Here is a 17678-nt window from a genome sequence, read left to right on the forward strand (position 1 = left end):
TCTTGCTGAACATGATCAAACTCGTGGTGGGCTGCACCACGCTCGATGAACTCGCCGCCTGGATGCAGCGCGGCGAGCGCGTTGACGGATATGGCGTCATCCGTACCCGGACCATGCCGAAACAGGCAGACGAGATTGCAGGTCAGGGCTCGCTCTATCGGGTCATGGGGGGGCTGGTCCTGTGCCGCCAGCCCATCATGGGGTTCAGGCCCTTCACCCGGCCGGACGGCCAGCTCGGCACCCATATTCTGGTCAATGACGAGATCATTCCCGTTCAGCCAAGAGCCATGCGCCCCTTTCAAGGCTGGCGTTATCTCAAGTCCGAGGACGCGCCAGGCGATCTGGGCAGCTCTGCCGCCGTGTCAGGCCTCGAGGCTCTCCCCCCTGCTCTGCGCCGCAGCCTGTCCGAACTCTGCCTCATCTGAACAGCCACGACGATTGCCAAGGCGGATCACGAGCGCCTCGTCACCAAGGGCATTTGTTATGCCAGACAACTCCCCCCCATTGCGCAGCGCCGCGCGCCACTGCCCGAAGCGGGCGGCCTCCTGCGGGTCGGGTTTTCGCAACCCGTTCTGCATGTCGAAGCGATAAAGCGTAATCTCGCCGCTCAGCCGTCTCAGGGCTCTCAACGTCTCCTGTGTCTTGAGACCCTCGCGCTCGCGCAACTGCGTGACCAGTCCGCCAAAAAGGGGCAAACCACCTTGGGAAAACTCCGCCGCAATACTCGTCATCCCCGCCTCCCTCTGGGCCTTGTCCGTATCCTGTGGGCGAACATCCCCTGACAGAACGAGCGCGGCATAACGACAATGTGCCTCCATGGCGCGCCGCAGGAGATGATCCCGATCGGTATTGCCGCGGTCGGGCCAGAGAATGAGCACGCAGAGGAGCGCAATGCCGCTGCCTATCAGATTATCGAGCACCCGCGCCCAGATGATGCCCCCGCCCGGCATCAAGGCCTCGGCAATGACCACGACAAGCCCGGTCAGAAAAAACACCAGCATGGTATAATTGACGGCGCGCGTGGCGATGGCGGCAAGTGACATGAACACCGCCACACCAAGGAGTGCGGCCTTCCCAGGCAGGATGAACGCACAGAGCGCCGCCAAGAGAGAGCCTCCCACGCTGCCGATCACACGCTCCATGCTCCGGACAAGCGTGACATTTCCCGCAGGCTGCAGGACCAGAAGGGCTGCAATCAGCGCCCAATAGGAAAACCCCTCTCCGCCATAGAGGCAGACGAGCTGAGTCAGGCTGAGCGCGAGACAGAGACGCCAGGCGTGATGCCAGATCGTGGGGGTAAGCGTGAGACGGGGCCCTTCGCGCGTCGTCTCCTCCTGCTGATGGCGGCGCGCAAATGCACCGATCATGCGCGTGAAGGCCTCGGCACAGGCGAGGATGGGCCCTGCATTGACCACGCCCCCCATGCGGGACTCACGGTCAAGCGTGCGGGCGAGTTGACCCAATATCCTGAAATCTGGCTCGGGCCGTGCGGCCTGTCGCATGCATTCATGACAGGCGGTGCCGAGGCGCCGGAGCAGCGCGCGCAACTCTGACGCCAAAGGGCCTGCCTCCGCCACATGCTCGAGAGCGAGCAGCGCAGTAAAAACACGCTCGGCCGTCGCAAGGGCTGCCTCCATGCGGCGTCTCAGCCGCAGATTGCCGTGACGTGCATCGAGCATCACCAGAAGCAGGCGCGCGCGCTCGATCGCGTTGCGAGCGGCCTGACGATGTACAGTCTCCCGCAGCCGCCCGGCTGCGAGTTCACGCGCCATCAGATCGAGAATGTAATAGGTTGCGGAAAGGCTGCGGCGCGCCGGGCCGTAGGGCTGCTGGCGCCAGAGAACAAGACAGAAAAGCGTGGCCAGTGCACCACCGGCAAAGAACAATCCGGCGATGAAGAGTGCCTGTACAGGCGATGCCGGAAAGCCCGTGGCTGCAACGGCGGCACACCCCGCCAGCGCCCAGAGCTGCATGACGGCCGGCGAAAAGACCCGCGCGAGACCACAGCCCAGACCGATAAGCGCGACCATTGGCACCGTGGCATAGGCTCCGAACACGCTCAGGGCCGAGACCGCGAAGACCAACCCCGTACCGGCCAGGGTGAATCCACCCAAAACCTGAAACCGCTCGCGATCCGGCCCACCCGGATCGATCAGGCAGGCCCAGAAACAGGCAAAAGCGATCCAGGCAAGCAAAGGCTGATCGAAGAAGAGCGACGGGGTGAGGGCCAGCGCCGTGACCAGCGCGGCGCGGCCGCCCTCATACAGGCTGAGCTGTTCCGGGCTCAGCGTGATGGCGTAGCGGGCGAGATGATTGGTGGAGGTCGTGAGAAGCGCGGCGAAGGGGCGAGAGGAAGAAACCCGGGAAATCCCCTTCATGATGCCGCAGCGCTCCCTTGCTGGAACGGGGCTTTCAGCGCCCCGTCATGATCTGCTCGACAAGCTGTCGGACAGTCGGTGTGAAGCCCTCAGCATAGAACGGATCGGAACCGAAACGCCATGCATTGGTCCCGCCGAACATCAGGTTATTATCGACCAGCGTATCAGCAGCCTCGATACCAAGGCTGTCATCCGCATGGGCGATATCCTGCAGGCTCTTCTGGATGCAGAAGGAGCGCGGATCGGATTTGGCGCCGTTTGTATAATTCGGCCCGCGCTGGCTCCAGTTGGAGAAGCGGCATTCCGACAGACAGCCCATACAGGCCACCTGATCGGCCACGATGATGCGACTTTCCTCAGGTGTGACGAATACGAGCGTGGAGTCCGGGGTGCGCATGGCTTCGGTGTAGCCCGCAGCCTCCCAGGCCAGAACATGCTCGCGATCGGTCGCTGTCATCCAGACTTCTCGCTTGCGCGCGCCAATCCCATGGGCCGTATCATGCTCACCCACGGGCTCGCTGCTATAGGCCACCTGACGCTCCGAGCGACCACGCAGGTTCAGCATGAAGCTGTTATTCACCGCCGATGAATAGAATCCGGTGGGTGAAAAGCGATTGAGATACACATCCCCCTCATGCAGGCGGCGCAGGCGGCGCTTCCACGCATCGGGAATAGGGCTCTCCTGTGTCAGGAGCGGACGTGTGCCGAACTGGAACACGATCGGCCCGATCTCGGGATTATTGAACCAGTGCGCCCATTCCTCGAGCCACCAGACGCCACCCGCCATAATGATGGGCACGTTCTCGAGACCGAACTGGTTCATCGCCTTGCGCAGAGCGGCGACGCGCGGATAGGGATCTTCCGGCTTCAGCGGATTTTCCGTGTTCGAGAGGCCGTTATGGCCACCCGCGCGCCAAGGGTCCTCATAAACCACGGCACCAAGGAGCTCGGCTGTCTTGTGATAGGCCCGTTTCCAGAGTGCATTGAAGGCACGTGCGGAGGAGACAATCGGGTAGTAATGGACGTTGTGGCGCGCCGCGATCTCCGAGAGGCGATAGGGCATGCCCGCACCGCAGGTGAGACCATCGATCATGCCGGGAGCACCTTCGAGGATGCCCTCGATGACCTGCTCTGCACCGCCCATTTCCCAAAGAAGATTGGCATTGATCATACCATTCTTCCCCGCAATCTCGCGGGCTATACGCACTTGGGTGATACCGCCATCAATGGCGTAGCGAATCAGCTCTTCGTGCCGTTCGCGCCGCGTGCGGCCTGAATAGGTTTGCGGAATGCGGTTGCCGTCTTCGTCATAACTGTCGGCATTGACGGCAGAGACCGTCCCGACGCCACCGGCAGCGGCCCAATGGCCGGCGGAAATACCAGTCGATACCGAAACGCCCTTCCCGCCCTCAACGAGGGGAAGGACATCCCGGCCAGCCATACGGACGGTATCAATCGACATCATAATCTATGTTGTACTCCGAAGGAGGAAGGACCACGAGGACCTTCCTCCTGAAACGGTAGGTCAGTCAGCGTCACGCTGCCTGGACGGACGGGCCGGCTTCGTACCGACGCTTTCCGAGATATCGGCGCCGCTCTGCTGGTCGACAACACGCATCGACAGCTTGACCTTACCGCGATCGTCGAAGCCGACGACCTTCACCTTTACGGCATCACCCTGCTTGACGACGTCGGTGGTCTTGGCCACGCGCCCGTCGGTCAGCTCGGAAATGTGGACCAGACCGTCACGCGGGCCAAGGAAGTTCACGAACGCGCCGAAATCGGCCGTCTTGACTACCTTGCCGTCATAGATGCGGCCAATTTCCGGCTCCGCCACAATGCCTTCGATGCGCGCAATGGCCTTCTGGGCCTGCTCGTCATTCGAGGCAGCAATGGTGATGACGCCTTCATCATTGATGTCGACCTTGGCACCGGAGAACTCGACGATCTCGCGGATGACCTTGCCGCCCGACCCGATCACGTCGCGGATCTTTTCCTTGGCAATGCTCATCGTGGTGATCTTCGGCGCATTGCGCGACACACCTTCACGACCCTCATCGAGGGCCTTCGCCATCTCACCAAGGATGTGAATACGGCCGTCACGGGCCTGCTCGAGCGCCACCTTCATGATTTCCGGCGTGATCGAGGTGATCTTGATGTCCATCTGGAGCGCGGTGATACCGGATTCCGTACCCGCTACCTTGAAGTCCATGTCCCCAAGGTGATCTTCGTCACCGAGAATATCGGACAGCACGGCGTAGCCACGATCTTCCTTGATCAGACCCATGGCGATACCGGCAACCGGGCGCGGCAACGGCACACCGGCATCCATCAGCGCGAGTGACGAACCACAAACGGTTGCCATCGAGGACGACCCGTTGCTTTCGGTGATCTCAGACACGATACGCACGGTGTAAGGGAAGCGATCCTTCCCCGGCAGCAGCGGATGGAGTGCACGCCATGCCAGCTTGCCATGACCGATCTCGCGGCGACCCGGGCTGCCCATGCGACCGCACTCACCGACCGAGTAGGGCGGGAAGTTGTAGTGCAGCATGAAGTTAGAGCGGTATTCGCCCTCAAGCGCGTCGATGATCTGCTCATCCTGCGTGGTGCCAAGCGTGGCCACGACCAGAGCCTGTGTTTCGCCACGGGTGAACAGCGCAGAACCATGGGCGCGCGGCAGGATGCCGACCTCGGACACAATCGGGCGTACCGTCTTGGTGTCGCGGCCATCGATACGGATGCCGGTCTTCAGGATGGCGCCACGAACGACCTGGGCCTCGAGTTCCTTGAGCATCGGCTTCGCCATATCGACGTCCAGGCCTTCCTCGACCAGACCTTCGATGATGCGTGCCTTGGCGGTTGCGATCTTCTCGTAACGAGCCTGCTTGGCCTTTTCCTTGTAGGCGTCGGCCATCAGCTTGGTGCCGATCTTCTCTACGCGCTTGCGCAGGGCGATCTGCTCCTTGGTGGGGCCCTCGAGGTCCCAGGGCTGCTTGGCTGCGTGCTCGGCCAGATCGATGATCGCATCGATAACGGGCTGGAAAGCGGCATGACCGGCGGTCACCGCTTCGAGCATGATCTCTTCCGAAAGCTCGGAGGCTTCGGATTCAACCATCAGTACGCCCTCGCTCGTCCCTGCAACGACGAGATCGAGCGCGCTCTCCTTCATCTCTGCAATGGTCGGGTTGATGACGAGCTGGTCATTGATGCGGGCAACGCGCGCCACGCCCACAGGGCCGTAGAACGGAATGCCAGACAGGGTGAGCGCAGCCGAACAACCGATCAGAGCGACCAGAGCCGGGTCATTTTCCATGTCATGGCTGAGAACGGTCGCCGTGACCTGCACTTCATTGCGGAAATTTTCCGGGAAGAGCGGGCGGATGGGACGGTCGATCAGACGCGAGATCAGCGTCTCGCTTTCGGAAGGACGGCCCTCACGCTTGAAGAAACCACCGGGAATACGGCCAGCTGCGTAGGCCTTTTCCTGATAGTTGACAGTCATGGGGAAGAAGTCTTGTCCTGGCTTGACCGACTTGGCGCCCACGGCCGTGCAGAGCACGACAGTATCGCCGTAAGTCGCAACGACCGCACCATCGGCCTGGCGGGCGATCTTGCCGGTTTCGAGAATGAGCGGGCGTCCGGCCCAGTCGATTTCCTTGCGGAAGTAATTGAACATCATTCTGTCCTGAATAGGGGGCTTTGGCACGAGGCGCGATGATCCGGAGGGAACGGGCCCTGACTGGCTGGCAGCGTTTCGGACGGCATGGCAAGGATGGCCGGGATCGGACCGGCTTGTCACCATGTGGCCTGAAACGCCGAAGGCCGGTTCTGTCTCCAGCTTCAGCGTCCAGTGACGCAGCCTGTAGTCCCGTCGCCAGAATGGCAACGGGAGGCGGCGGAGGCTTGACCCTCCGCCCGAGCGTAATTAGCGGCGCAGGCCGAGACGCTCGATAAGGGTCTGGTAGCGGCCCTGATCCTTGCGCTTGAGGTAGTCAAGCAGGCCACGACGCTGGCCAACGAGCATCAGAAGACCACGACGGGAGTGGAAGTCCTTCTTATGCGTTTGCAGATGGCCCGTCAGATTGACGATGCGCTCGCTCAGCAGGGCAACCTGGACTTCCGGCGACCCGGTGTCGGTCGGATTGGTCTTGTATTCTTCGATCAGCGCCGTGCGGCGTTCAGCTGTAATCGACATCTCTGTCTCCGTATTTAAACGACTCGAATATCCGTATCGGCTTCAACCGCCCCTCAAGGACGCGGCACAAACCGACAAGACACCCCCCCTCCTGGGCTTGCAGGACGTCACCATCCTGCGCTGTCAGCATCAGATCCGCACGATCGGACAAAGCGAGGCTCTGTCCATAGCGCAAGGCCTGTGCTTCTGCGTCGGTCACGGCCAGAGCCGGGATGTCGGCCAGCGCGGTCGAGACCGGGCGCAGAAGCGCTGAAAGTGCATCGGCCTTGTCGTCATTTTGAACCAGCTTGTCCAGTGTTATCGCATGGGTCTCATCAAACGGACCGCATTTGGTCCGACGCAGAACGGCGATATGACCGACAGTGCCACAGGCCAGTGCGATGTCGCGGGCCAGACTGCGCATATAGACCCCCTTGCCAGACTGAACCTCGAAAACGGCGTGATCGCGATCGGGGCGCTCGACAAGCGTGATAGAGTCCACGCGCGCAGGCCGGGGCGGCAAATCGGGCGGCCGTCCGGCCCGAGCCAGATCATAAGACCGTTCGCCATCCACCTTGAGCGCGGAATAAACGGGGGGCACCTGCATGATGTCGCCGGTGAGTGCGGGCAAGGCTGCCCGCAATTCCTCGTCGCTTGGGCGGTGGTCGCTTGTCAGCACCACCTCCCCTTCACGATCATCCGTCGTTCGGGATTCACCAAGGAACAGCGTGAAGCGATAACGCTTCGTCGCATCCATGATATAGGGGATTGTCTTCGTGGCCTGACCGAAGGCGACCGGGAGAATACCCGTCGCCAGAGGGTCGAGCGTACCGCCATGTCCGGCCTTCCTGGCATCGAACATGCGACGCGCCTTGTTCACCACATCGGTCGAACCGATATGCAGGTCCTTGTCGACGACCAGCCAGCCGTCGATTTCCTGCCCTTTTCTGCGTCCCATGACGGGTCGCTCCACTCAGTCTTCGGAATCGAGATCGCGACGGACTTCGGGTGTGCGCATCAGCGCATCCATGTCCATCGCATGTTCGAGCGCGGTGTCGGGCTGGAAATGAATTTCCGGCACGATGCGCGAACGCAGGGTCTTGGAGAGACCTGTACGCAGGAACGGTGCAACACGCTTGAGCGCGGGCATAACCTCCTCGATATCGCTGCGCCCCAGACGGCTGACGAAAGCTGTCGCGTGGCGGAAATCGGGGGAGATACGCACTTCCGTGACCGTCACATGCACACCGGCGAGCTCCGGGTCACGGAACTCGGTGCGGGTGAAAAGATCCGAGAGGACGCGGCGGACCTCTTCAGACATTCTCAACTGACGCTGTGACGGGCCACCCGCGTCGCCGGGCCCTGAAAAGCCCGGCACCTTGGAACGCGAACCCCTCATGCAGGGATGACTTCCATTTCGAAGCACTCGACCATGTCGCCTTCGCGCAGGTCGTTGTAGCCGGCGAAGGAGAGACCGCACTCATAGTTGCGTGCAACTTCCTTGACGTCGTCCTTGAAGCGCTTGAGCTGGCTCAGATCACCTTCATGGATCACCACGTTGTCACGCAGCAGACGCACGCCACAGCCACGCTTGACCACGCCCTCGGTGACATAGCAACCCGCGACCTTGCCGACCTTCGTGATATTGAAGACCTGACGGATCTCGGCGTAACCGAGGAACTTCTCGCGATGCTTGGGTGCAACCTTGCCCTTGACCAGCTGCTCCACGTCGTCGGTCACCTGATAGATGATCGAGTAGTAGCGGATATCCACATCCTCACGCTGGGCCATTTCACGGGCCTGCGTGGTGGCGCGGACGTTGAAGGCCACGATGATGGCGTTCGATGCCTTGGCCAGCTGAATGTCGCTCTCGGTGATCTGGCCGACAGAAGCGTTCAGCACGCGAATGCGAACCTCTTCATGCTCGAGCTTGAGCACCGATGCCTCGATCGCCTCGGCAGAGCCCTGCACATCGGCCTTGATGAGCAGCGCGACTTCCTTCTGCTCACCCGCCTGGATGCGGGCCAACATCTGGTCGAGCGTGCCACGCGCGGCGGCGCGGCCTGCTGCCATCTTGTCCTTCTGCTTGCGCTGACGGAACTCGCAGATCTCGCGAGCGCGGTTCTCGTTCTCGACGACCACAAAAGGCTCGCCAGCGCCGGGAACGCCCGTGATACCCAGAAGCTCGACCGGCATGGACGGACCGGCATCCTTGAGCTGGCGTCCCTTGTCGTCCAGCATGGCTCGCACGCGGCCCCATTCGGCCCCCGCAACGACGATGTCGGAACGGTTGAGCGTGCCCTTCTGGACCAGCACCGTCGCCACCGGACCGCGACCGCGATCCAGACGGCTTTCGATGACCGAGCCTTCGGCAACACGGTTTGGATTAGCCTTGAGATCAAGGACTTCCGCCTGAAGCAGAATAGCCTCTTCCAACTTGTCCAGCCCGGTACGCTTGAGCGCCGAAACCTCGACATCCTGCACGTCGCCGCCAAGGGCTTCGACCACGATCTCATGGCTCAGCAGAGCCTGACGCACACGGTCGGGGTTGGCACCCGGCTTGTCCATCTTGTTGATCGCCACGATGATCGGGGCATCGGCAGCCTTGGCATGCTTGATGGCCTCGATCGTCTGCGGCATCACACCGTCATCGGCAGCCACCACGAGCACGACCACATCGGTGACCGAAGCACCGCGGGCGCGCATCGACGTGAAGGCTTCGTGACCCGGCGTGTCGACAAAGGTGATCTTCGCACCGCTGGGCACGGTGACCTGATAGGCGCCGATATGCTGGGTAATGCCACCGGCTTCGCCCGCGGCCACATCCGTGGTGCGCAGCGCGTCGAGCAACGAGGTCTTGCCGTGGTCAACATGGCCCATGACGGTCACGACCGGAGCGCGTGTCACGAGATCTTCCTCGCGATCTTCCACACCCTCGATGCCCAGCTCAACGTCGCTTTCGGCAACGCGGCGGACACGATGGCCGAATTCGCTGATGACCAGTTCGGCCGTGTCGGCATCGATGAGCTGCGTGGCCGTAGCCATCACACCCATCTTCATGAGCGCCTTGACCACTTCGGCCTGACGCAGCGCCATACGGTTGGCAAGTTCAGCCACCGTGATGGATTCCGGCAGGATCACGTCACGCACCACGCGGACCTGATCCGCGCGCAGGCGCTCGAGTTCGGCCTGGCGGCGCTCACGATCACGCTGACGGCGAACCGAAGCGAGCGAACGTGTCTTGTCGTCGTCTCCCTCGATTGCGGCGCGCACGTCGATACGGCCGGAACGACGGGAATCCCCGCTCTTCTTTGGAGCCGCAGGGGCACCACGACGCGGCGGTGCGGCAGGAGCACGGCGCGGACCAGCGCGGCGGTCATCTTCCGTCTCGGTACCCGTTCCGGCACCGCCACGACGCAGATGCAGCGTCTCGTTACGCGGCGCGGGCGCAGCCGAACCCGATGCAGGCGCAGGCTTGGGCGTGACGGGACGCGGTGCCATGACAGCGCGTTCAGCCAGCGGCCGCAGACGCTCCATCGGAGCGGCAAGCTGGACGCCACCGGTACGACGGGCGGTATCGGCCGCTTCGAGCGGCGCACGTCGGGCAGCCTCTTCACGCTCGCGCTCAGCGGCACGCGCCTTGCGCTGCTCTTCCAGCGCTTCCTGCTTTGCCTGATCCTCGGCAGCAGCGGCCATCTGTTTTTCGTGCTCTTCCGCTTCACGGATCGCTTCGACCTCGCGAGCCGCGGCTTCGGCACGGGCCTCCTCTTCACGCTTTGCCTCTTCGGCAGCGGAGAGAATGCGAATCTTTTCCTCTTCGAGACGCGCGGCCTCGCGGGCTGCTTCCTTGCGCTGCTCTTCGAGCACACGCTGGCGGATCGCGAGTTCAGCCGGGGTCAGGGCACGACCTGCACCCGCACGACCGCCACGACCGCCCGCGGCACCACGGCCGTCCTTGCGCTCAGTTGTCTCGCGCTTCTTGCGCACTTCCACCTGGACCACCTTCGAGCGGCCGTGGCTGAAGCTCTGACGCACAGAGCCTGCGTCTACCGTCCGCCCGAGTTCCATGCGCCCGCCCGGACGCAGGGACAGACGTCCCTTACCCTGGTCACCCTGAGCCTGGGCGCCCTGATCCTGGACATTCTGGCCATCTGTCTGACCGCCCTGAGCCTGAGTGCCCTGGTTCCGTTCGTTGCCTTCGCTCATATACCTGCCTGTTCCCGTCCGAGCCGCCCCTGGTGCGGCTCAGGAACCAACCCATCGGTCAGCCCCAAAAATCGTTCATGCTCAGCCATCAGACGCTGCGCCAGCGCCCCGGGCGCTATCACAACATAGACCGCATGTTCCCGCCCGAATGCCGTCGCGAGCATCTGGGCCGGTAACGTCAGTACCGGAAGCTTGTTGTTTCCCGATATCAGACGCCGCAACTCATCCGGGCTTCCGCCCGATCCCTGGATCACCAGCCCTGCCTTGCCGGCGGCAATCCATTCGCGACACTTAACAAACCCACAGAGAGCCTGACCGGCCCGGCGCGCGAGCCCCAGCCCCTGCACCAGCCGCGCTTCTATTCCTGAAACCAGTACCTGCGCAATATCCTCAGGCACCTTTACCGGCTGACGCGCTGCTCTGGAGAACAGATGACGCGTCCGCGCGGTTTCTAGCACATCCCGGTTGGCGCTCAACCAGATTCCCCGCCCTGGCAGCTTTACCGCCAGATCGGGGACGACCGTACCATCCGGCGCGATGACAAAACGCAGCATTCCATCGGGATTTCCGCTCTTGCGGGTCACGATGCAGCGCCGCTGCGGCCCCTTCTCGTCATCGAGTTCGATCAGATCGACATCGGTTTCAGAGTCGGGACTCGGTGTGCGTGTTTCGTGGAGCTCAGACGTCGGAAGCCTCCCCTTCCTCGGGGGCTTCCTCGGCCTGCTCACCGTCGAACCAGTGGGCACGTGCTGCCATGATGATCTCATTGGCAGCATCTTCGTCTATATTGTCACTGCCCAGCATTTCGACAAGTTCATCGCCAGCCAGATCAGCCAGATCGTCGAGGGTTTTCACGCCCTTCTCACCCAGCGTGACCAGCATGGCATTGGTGAAGACGCCCAGCTCGGCAATCGAATCCTCGACCCCCAATCCGCGACGCTTGTCATCCAGCTCCTGCTCCTTCTGCACGAGGAATTCCTCGGCACGGCGCATCAGCTCTTCTGCCACGCTCTCATCGAACCCTTCGATCGCATGCAGTTCATCGGGATCGGCGTAGGCCAGCTCCTCGATGGTGTGAAAGCCCTCGGTGACGAGCAGGCCTGCGATCACGTCATCGACATCAAGCGCATCGACGAAGAGCTGGGTGCGCTTGCGGAATTCTTCCTGACGACGTTCCGATTCCTCGGCTTCAGTCAGGATATCGATATCCCAGCGCGTGAGCTGGCTGGCCAGACGTACGTTCTGGCCACGACGACCGATTGCCAGGGAGAGCTGTTCGTTCGGAACAACCACTTCCACGCGACCGGCCTCTTCATCCATGACCACCTTGGTCACTTCTGCGGGGGCCAGGGCGTTCACCACGAAGGTGGCGGCCTGCGGGCTCCAGGGGATGATGTCGATCTTCTCGCCTTGCAGCTCGGCCACAACCGCCTGAACACGGGAGCCGCGCATACCAACGCAGGCGCCGACCGGGTCAATCGAGGCGTCCTTGGACACGACGGCCATCTTGGCACGCGATCCGGGATCACGGGCAACAGCCTTGATCTCGATGATACCGTCGTAGATCTCAGGCACTTCCTGCGCGAACAGTTTGGCCAGGAAGGCGGGGTGGGTGCGGCTCAGGAAGATCTGCGGGCCGCGTGTCTCGTCGCGCACGTCATAGATATAGGCGCGCACGCGATCGGAATTGCGGAAAGACTCGCGCGGGATCAGCTCGTCACGACGCAGCAGCGCCTCGGTATGGCCGATCTCGACCATGAGGTTACCGTATTCCGTGCGCTTGACCGTGCCGTTGACGATCTCGCCCACGCGGTCCTTGAACTCGTTGTACTGCTTCTTGCGCTCATATTCGCGCACGCGCTGCACGATGACCTGCTTGGCGGTCTGGGCGGCGATACGCCCGAAATCGATGGGCGGCAGCGGGTCGACCAGATGCTCGCCAAGCTTGATTTCGGGTTGGAACTTTACAGCAATGGTGAGCGGGATCTGGGTATCCTCATTCTCGACCGTCTCGACCACTTCGGTCCAGCGCGAGAGACGCACCTCGCCGGAGCGGCGATCGATCGTCGCGCGGATATCCTTCTCATGGCCATATTTGGCGCGCCCTGCCTTCTGGATGGCCTGCTCCATCGCCTCCAGCACTTCTTCACGATCGATGTTCTTTTCACGCGAAACAGCGTCTGCCACCAGAAGCAGCTCAGGACGGGTAACGGAGGTGTCCATCAGACGAAATCCTCAAATACGGAGCGCGATGCCGCGCAGACCAGCAGAAACGGAATAAGCGGTAAACTCGGTATGTCCAGTTATGGGCCTACCGGAACTCGGTGCGCCAGATCAGTGTGTCTTGCGCCCCGGCTTCGTGCCCTTGCCAGGCTTGGCCGGGTTGAGCCTCGGCGTCTTGCGACGCGGCGCTTCCTCTTCTTCTGCCCCTTCTTCCTCGGACGCAATGCCCATCATGGCGGCACTGGCCTCGATCAGGGCATCAGTCAGGACGAGGCGCGCCTTGCGAATGGTGTCAACCGGAAGAACGGCTTCCTCGCCGTCGTCCAGGCGGATTACGGCAGAATTCTCGCGCGTGCCGGTAATGATACCGGAGAAACGCTTGCGTCCGTTGAGAGGCAGATCCAGTTCGGCCTTAACCAGATGGCCGGCAAACCGGTCCCAGTCCTTGAGGCGCGTCAGGGGGCGATCGATCCCGGCGGAGGAAACCTCAAGCGTCCAGGCGCCCGGAATCGGATCGTCCACATCCAGCACAGCACCGACGGCGTGGCTGATCTGCTCGCAATCCTCGATGCCGATAAGCGACCCATCGGCGCGATCCGCCATGATCTGGATGGTAGGCGTCTCGCGGCCCAGCACGCTCAGGCGCACGAGCTCGTAACCGAGATCGGTCAGGGTCGGCTCGATCTGCTGCGCGATGCGCGCTTCAAGACCGTTCAGGCTGGGAATTTCTATGGCCAAGACAAAAAAGGCGGCCGGTCAAGGCCACCCCCCGATAAGACGAAAGATGAAAGGAATACCGGCTGTGTAGGCCAATGTCCGGTCAGATGCAAGACTCGCAGCATACGCCACTCTTCGAACCCGCGAACCACGCCCCATGGCGTCACCGCGAAAGCGTAACTCTTGATTACACTCATCATGTAACACGCCTCTTGCCCAGACGCTTCTAATCCTGTCACACTTGACCCAATGAACGACACCCCCGAGCCACAACTCAAACCGCTTCTCGACGGGTCGGGTAACTCTGTCCGACAATCCGACAATGAGCGTATGAGCCTGACCCCCAAGCTTGTGATGGCGACCGCCGTCATGGCTGCGTGTCTGGGCGGCGTCATATGGAACAAATCATCTTCTACTTCAGCGCCGCCATCGTCTTCTCTCACCTCTGCAATGCAGGCAGAGCAACCTAATGCGGAGCCTCAGATCCGTCCGGATGCCATGCATTTCGACACGCAATTCGCGCTCGTCCCGACGGACAAGGCTGCATCAGCGCTCGCCTCGACCGGTTTTGACGAGCAACAGCGCGCCCAGATCCTGGCTGCGGTTAAAAATAGACGTATGCGCCTCGTCCGCATGCCGATTGCGCAGGTTTCCGGCGCCATCGGACAGTCGGTTGCCATCACCTCAGGTGGATTGAGGCAGAACTTGGTGCTCAAACCTGATCTGCAATCGGTCGTTCTGCCAATCTACCTGGCTGGAGAAGTCACGATCGATCCCCTGACCCCACCGCCGACAGGAGGTCTGGGAACGGGTATCCTGACCACCCTCGGACCGCAGATCCTGCCGCTCTTTACGAGCCTCAACCAGCAGATTGTCCTGGACGTTATCGTACAATGAAAGCCCTGCTGCCCGCCCTAAACCGTCTCATGCCCGTGATGATGGTTATCTTCCTGATCCTCGCGAGCATTCAGGCTGCCGTCTCGCTCCATCTCTCCGGTGGGATGCTGATTCGCTTTCTCTCCTGGGCGAGAGACGCCTACCTTCCTGTTGCGGGGTTCGCAGTTTTCCTCACTGTTTCCGGCCTCCTTTACGAAGTTCGTTCCGCAAAATTGGCCCGCAAGGGACTTCGTCGTCGCAAAGGCTTTGTCATGGATATTCTCGCCCGCCTCACAAACCGCGTCGCTCTCGAGGAGCTTCTGGCCCAAGAGCAGAAGGAGGTCGCGATTAACGCCGAAGAACTTGCCGCCGGCCTGCGCGCGAAGGTGGTGGGGCAGGATCAGGTCTGCGAGGACATTTCGCAGCAGTTGCGTCGACGTCTGGCGCTGACAGTCCGCAACAAGCCCGTCGGGATCTTCCTGCTGGCGGGGCCACCAGGGACAGGTAAGACCTACCTCGCAAAGCAGATTGCGCGCCAGATGGAGCGGCCCCTCCTGCATTTCGACATGACCCAGATGTCGAGCCCGCACGCTGCCACCATGCTCTTCGGTTCACCTAAAGGCTATGTGGGCTCCGACAGTTTTGGCAAACTCACTGGAGGGCTGCAGGAAAAGCCCGATGCCATCGTTCTGCTGGACGAGATCGAAAAGGCGCATCCCGACGTCTTCAAGAAGTTCCTTACAGCATGGAATGATGGCCATGTTACCGAGGCTTCCACCGGCGCTCAGATCTCCACAACCCGCGCCATCTTCATGCTGACCTCGAATATTGCCACCGAGGCCCTGACAGAAATCGCAGATCGACTTCATGACGACGCTGATCGTATGCGCGCGGAATCGACAGAGGCCCTGCGCAAGGCCGGCTTTGCGCCTGAGGTGCTGAACCGTCTCGACCGCATCTTCGTCTTCCGCCAGTTGCGCGATCTTGATCTGGCGCGTGTAGCCGCCCTTGAGATTGAAGCCATGATCAAGGGCTATGGCCTCAATGTCGAGGCGGGTGGCATCGACGCCTATCTCCTGTTCCAGCTCATGCAGCGGCAGCAAAAGCTCGGTGCCGGGGCTTCCGCCCGTGATCTTGTTCGCTCCATCGAGGATATGGTGAGCGAGAGCCTGATTCTCGCGCGCCAGAACGATGCGAAGCTTGTCCGCCTCGTCATGGGAAATGACGGGGTCAAGGCCGAGATCGCCGATGACAGCAAATCCCTTACAGCTCGCCTGAGCCCCTGATCGCAATCGGGACCATAAAAACAGTGTCAGCTTTTCCCCGCTTGTGGCGCCGGGCGCCTGTCTGGCGACTCACAATCTACGTGATGATCGTCTTCACAGTTCTTGGCTTGCTTTTTCCAATGCCCTGGATGCTTGCTAAAGCACCTTGGTTAAGCCGGATACCGGGTATGCAGCCTCCCGCAGGCACAGCGTTGCCTCAGGCTCAGGCCTCTGCGGACGGAAGCGCTTCTGCCCCGCAGGGAAACCCTGGACAACAGGATGCGCCTGACAACGGGACAAATCGCCTAATCGCCCCGGATATCACAACCGCCATGGTCGGTTCGATCCCGTTTGGCGGTCACACCCTGCCGCTGCCTGCCGGAATCTGGCATCCCGTGCTGACAGGTCAGTACGGGCCCGGTGGGCAGATGCTGATCAATATCCTGGTCAGAACCGATCGCGGGGTCGTCACAGGCGTCATCGTGGCTCGCACAGCCACCGAGCAATTGCCTATCGACATCGTGCAGCAGGCCACCAGCCACTGCCATGACGACCGCAATTACAGCGCGCAGATATTCGCTGATCGCGCTGACGGTCGTAGTGAATGCGCCTTCGTCGCCAACGCGGTCATGGGACCCAACGGCGTCATCTCGTCTGACGAACTGATCCAGCTCGCGTTCAAGCGTCTCTCGGCCCTCGGCTTTCCCATGCCTTCGCTCTTCATCGTCGCCAACTGGATTCAGAGCAGCGGGGCAATGGATAGCAACAAGGGCACCTCCGCTGTCACCTATCTGCTTTCCCCGACGAAGACCGGGACGGTGCAGCTTCTTGCTCCCCAACCCTATTGGGATAAGGCGACCCTTGCTCAGGTACCGAGCGCAGACACCTTCGTACGCAAGACAGATCGGTGGCTTAACCAGTGGATACCGTTGCTCAGGCGCTACATGACGCAGGATACCACGACAACCCCCGTGCCAGTCGAGTTGTCTCGTGATCCAGCGGCACCACCGCAATAAGGCCTTTTTGTTGTAAAAGCCTCGGATTGGGCGCGACTGGGGAGGCGGCATCCGTTGCCCATGCTGAATGGGCTCCCACCAATGCACACGATCAGACGCGCCAAAAGAATTCCTCCAAAAAAAACCACTCGCGTTGCCGCTTTTATTGCCTCTATCTCAACATCTTCTGCCATCCTGTCCTGCAATACGGACAGGATCTGACACTCATGAAGTCTTTATCTTGCGATGAGCCCGGCCTACCGCTCGACATCTTGCGCAGGCGTTATCTGGCAAGTTGCAGCCAGTCCATGCCGGTCGCAGGGTTTCTCGCCTGGGCGGGCCTCGCGCTAGCGAGCTACGGACTCGGCCCTCGACTGCCCTATTATGCCTGCCTGATCGTCGCAGCCATCCCACTCCCCCTGTCGATCATTCTTGACAGGATGTTCGGCGCTCCCAGCCTTCAGAGGAGCGCGCGCCACAACCCCATTACCCAGCTTTTCATGAATTGCATCACCGTTACGGGACTGCTCATCCCCTTCGCAATCCTGGCCGGGATAGCAGCGCATGATCCAAGCCTGCTCATGCTGGGCGTAGGCCTCTATGCCGGGATTGTCTGGGTGCCTCATGGGTGGGGTGCGGATGATCGGGCTGGGCTCATCCATTTCATTCTGCGCGCTGCCCTATGCTACGCCGCTTATCTTCTGACGCCAGACTGGGCCCGGCAGCCGGCAATCGCAGCAGCGGTCGCTGTGAGTTATCTCTACGCGCTCATCGCCATGAAGAAGCCCGCAAGCGCGCGTGATGGAAAGTCATGACCCGCTCCGAATGCCTCGTCTCCCGC

Annotated in this window: 14 protein-coding genes and 2 pseudogenes; 5 read left to right on the forward strand and 11 right to left on the reverse strand. The window is 61.5% G+C overall.

Features of this window, described 5'->3' with window-relative positions; genetic code table 11:
* Positions 1-2: 2 nt before the first annotated feature.
* Positions 3-425 carry a DUF1489 domain-containing protein gene (locus WFJ47_RS02240; RefSeq protein ID WP_336760581.1) on the forward strand — a complete coding sequence of 141 codons (423 nt, stop codon included), beginning with the start codon at positions 3-5 and terminating at the stop codon, positions 423-425.
* On the opposite strand, the gene WFJ47_RS02245 is transcribed toward WFJ47_RS02240, so the two are convergent.
* The 11 genes and pseudogenes from WFJ47_RS02245 to rimP all read right to left on the reverse strand — a co-directional run bounded on the left by WFJ47_RS02245 (position 363) and on the right by rimP (position 13722).
* Positions 363-2378, reverse strand: a complete 2016-nt coding sequence (locus tag WFJ47_RS02245) for an FUSC family protein (protein WP_336760582.1) — start codon at positions 2376-2378, stop codon at positions 363-365. The genes WFJ47_RS02240 and WFJ47_RS02245 overlap by 63 nt on opposite strands.
* 34 nt (positions 2379-2412) lie before the next feature.
* Entirely contained in the window at positions 2413-3843 is a 1431-nt protein-coding gene (locus tag WFJ47_RS02250; RefSeq protein WP_336760584.1) for a nitronate monooxygenase, read from the reverse strand.
* A 60-nt stretch (positions 3844-3903) separates the two neighbouring features.
* A complete protein-coding gene (gene pnp, locus WFJ47_RS02255; protein ID WP_336760662.1) occupies positions 3904-6057 on the reverse strand; it encodes a polyribonucleotide nucleotidyltransferase in 2154 nt (717 codons plus the stop codon).
* 249 nt (positions 6058-6306) lie between these two features.
* Positions 6307-6576, reverse strand: coding sequence for a 30S ribosomal protein S15 (gene rpsO, locus WFJ47_RS02260; RefSeq protein ID WP_127102740.1), 270 nt, complete (start codon positions 6574-6576; stop codon positions 6307-6309).
* Positions 6560-7513 (reverse strand): tRNA pseudouridine(55) synthase TruB, encoded by a 954-nt coding sequence (truB, locus tag WFJ47_RS02265; protein ID WP_336760588.1) that lies wholly within the window; start codon positions 7511-7513, stop codon positions 6560-6562. Before truB ends, rpsO begins: the two co-directional genes overlap by 17 nt.
* A 15-nt stretch (positions 7514-7528) precedes the next feature.
* Positions 7529-7954 carry a 30S ribosome-binding factor RbfA gene (gene rbfA / locus WFJ47_RS02270; RefSeq protein ID WP_336760590.1) on the reverse strand — a complete coding sequence of 142 codons (426 nt, stop codon included), beginning with the start codon at positions 7952-7954 and terminating at the stop codon, positions 7529-7531.
* Positions 7951-10116: pseudogene (infB, locus tag WFJ47_RS02275) on the reverse strand (translation initiation factor IF-2); the annotation flags it as partial. The gene rbfA and the pseudogene infB, both read right to left, overlap by 4 nt.
* Before the next feature lie 206 nt (positions 10117-10322).
* Positions 10323-10761 (reverse strand): annotated as a pseudogene (locus WFJ47_RS16525) (translation initiation factor IF-2 associated domain-containing protein); the annotation flags it as partial.
* Positions 10758-11528, reverse strand: coding sequence for an RNA-binding protein (locus WFJ47_RS02280; protein ID WP_408868603.1), 771 nt, complete (start codon positions 11526-11528; stop codon positions 10758-10760). The gene WFJ47_RS02280 and the pseudogene WFJ47_RS16525, both read right to left, overlap by 4 nt.
* Entirely contained in the window at positions 11440-12984 is a 1545-nt protein-coding gene (gene nusA / locus WFJ47_RS02285) for a transcription termination factor NusA (protein WP_127102735.1), read from the reverse strand. Before nusA ends, WFJ47_RS02280 begins: the two co-directional genes overlap by 89 nt.
* 111 nt (positions 12985-13095) lie before the next feature.
* On the reverse strand, positions 13096-13722 hold the full coding sequence (rimP, locus tag WFJ47_RS02290) for a ribosome maturation factor RimP (protein WP_127102734.1): 627 nt from the start codon (positions 13720-13722) through the stop codon (positions 13096-13098).
* 228 nt (positions 13723-13950) lie between these two features.
* On the opposite strand from rimP, the gene WFJ47_RS02295 reads away from it, so the two are divergent.
* The 4 genes from WFJ47_RS02295 to WFJ47_RS02310 all read left to right on the forward strand — a co-directional run bounded on the left by WFJ47_RS02295 (position 13951) and on the right by WFJ47_RS02310 (position 17652).
* Positions 13951-14598 (forward strand): hypothetical protein, encoded by a 648-nt coding sequence (locus tag WFJ47_RS02295; protein ID WP_336760593.1) that lies wholly within the window; start codon positions 13951-13953, stop codon positions 14596-14598.
* Positions 14595-15863, forward strand: coding sequence for an AAA family ATPase (locus WFJ47_RS02300; protein WP_336760595.1), 1269 nt, complete (start codon positions 14595-14597; stop codon positions 15861-15863). The genes WFJ47_RS02295 and WFJ47_RS02300 overlap by 4 nt, the downstream gene beginning before the upstream one ends.
* Before the next feature lie 167 nt (positions 15864-16030).
* Entirely contained in the window at positions 16031-16858 is an 828-nt protein-coding gene (locus WFJ47_RS02305; protein ID WP_336760596.1) for a hypothetical protein, read from the forward strand.
* Positions 16859-17064: 206 nt separating this feature from the next.
* Positions 17065-17652 (forward strand): DUF7010 family protein, encoded by a 588-nt coding sequence (locus WFJ47_RS02310; RefSeq protein ID WP_336760597.1) that lies wholly within the window; start codon positions 17065-17067, stop codon positions 17650-17652.
* Positions 17653-17678: the final 26 nt, after the last annotated feature.

Origin of the sequence: Asaia sp. VD9, from assembly GCF_037150015.1 — a bacterium.
In the GTDB taxonomy this organism is placed as follows: domain Bacteria; phylum Pseudomonadota; class Alphaproteobacteria; order Acetobacterales; family Acetobacteraceae; genus Asaia.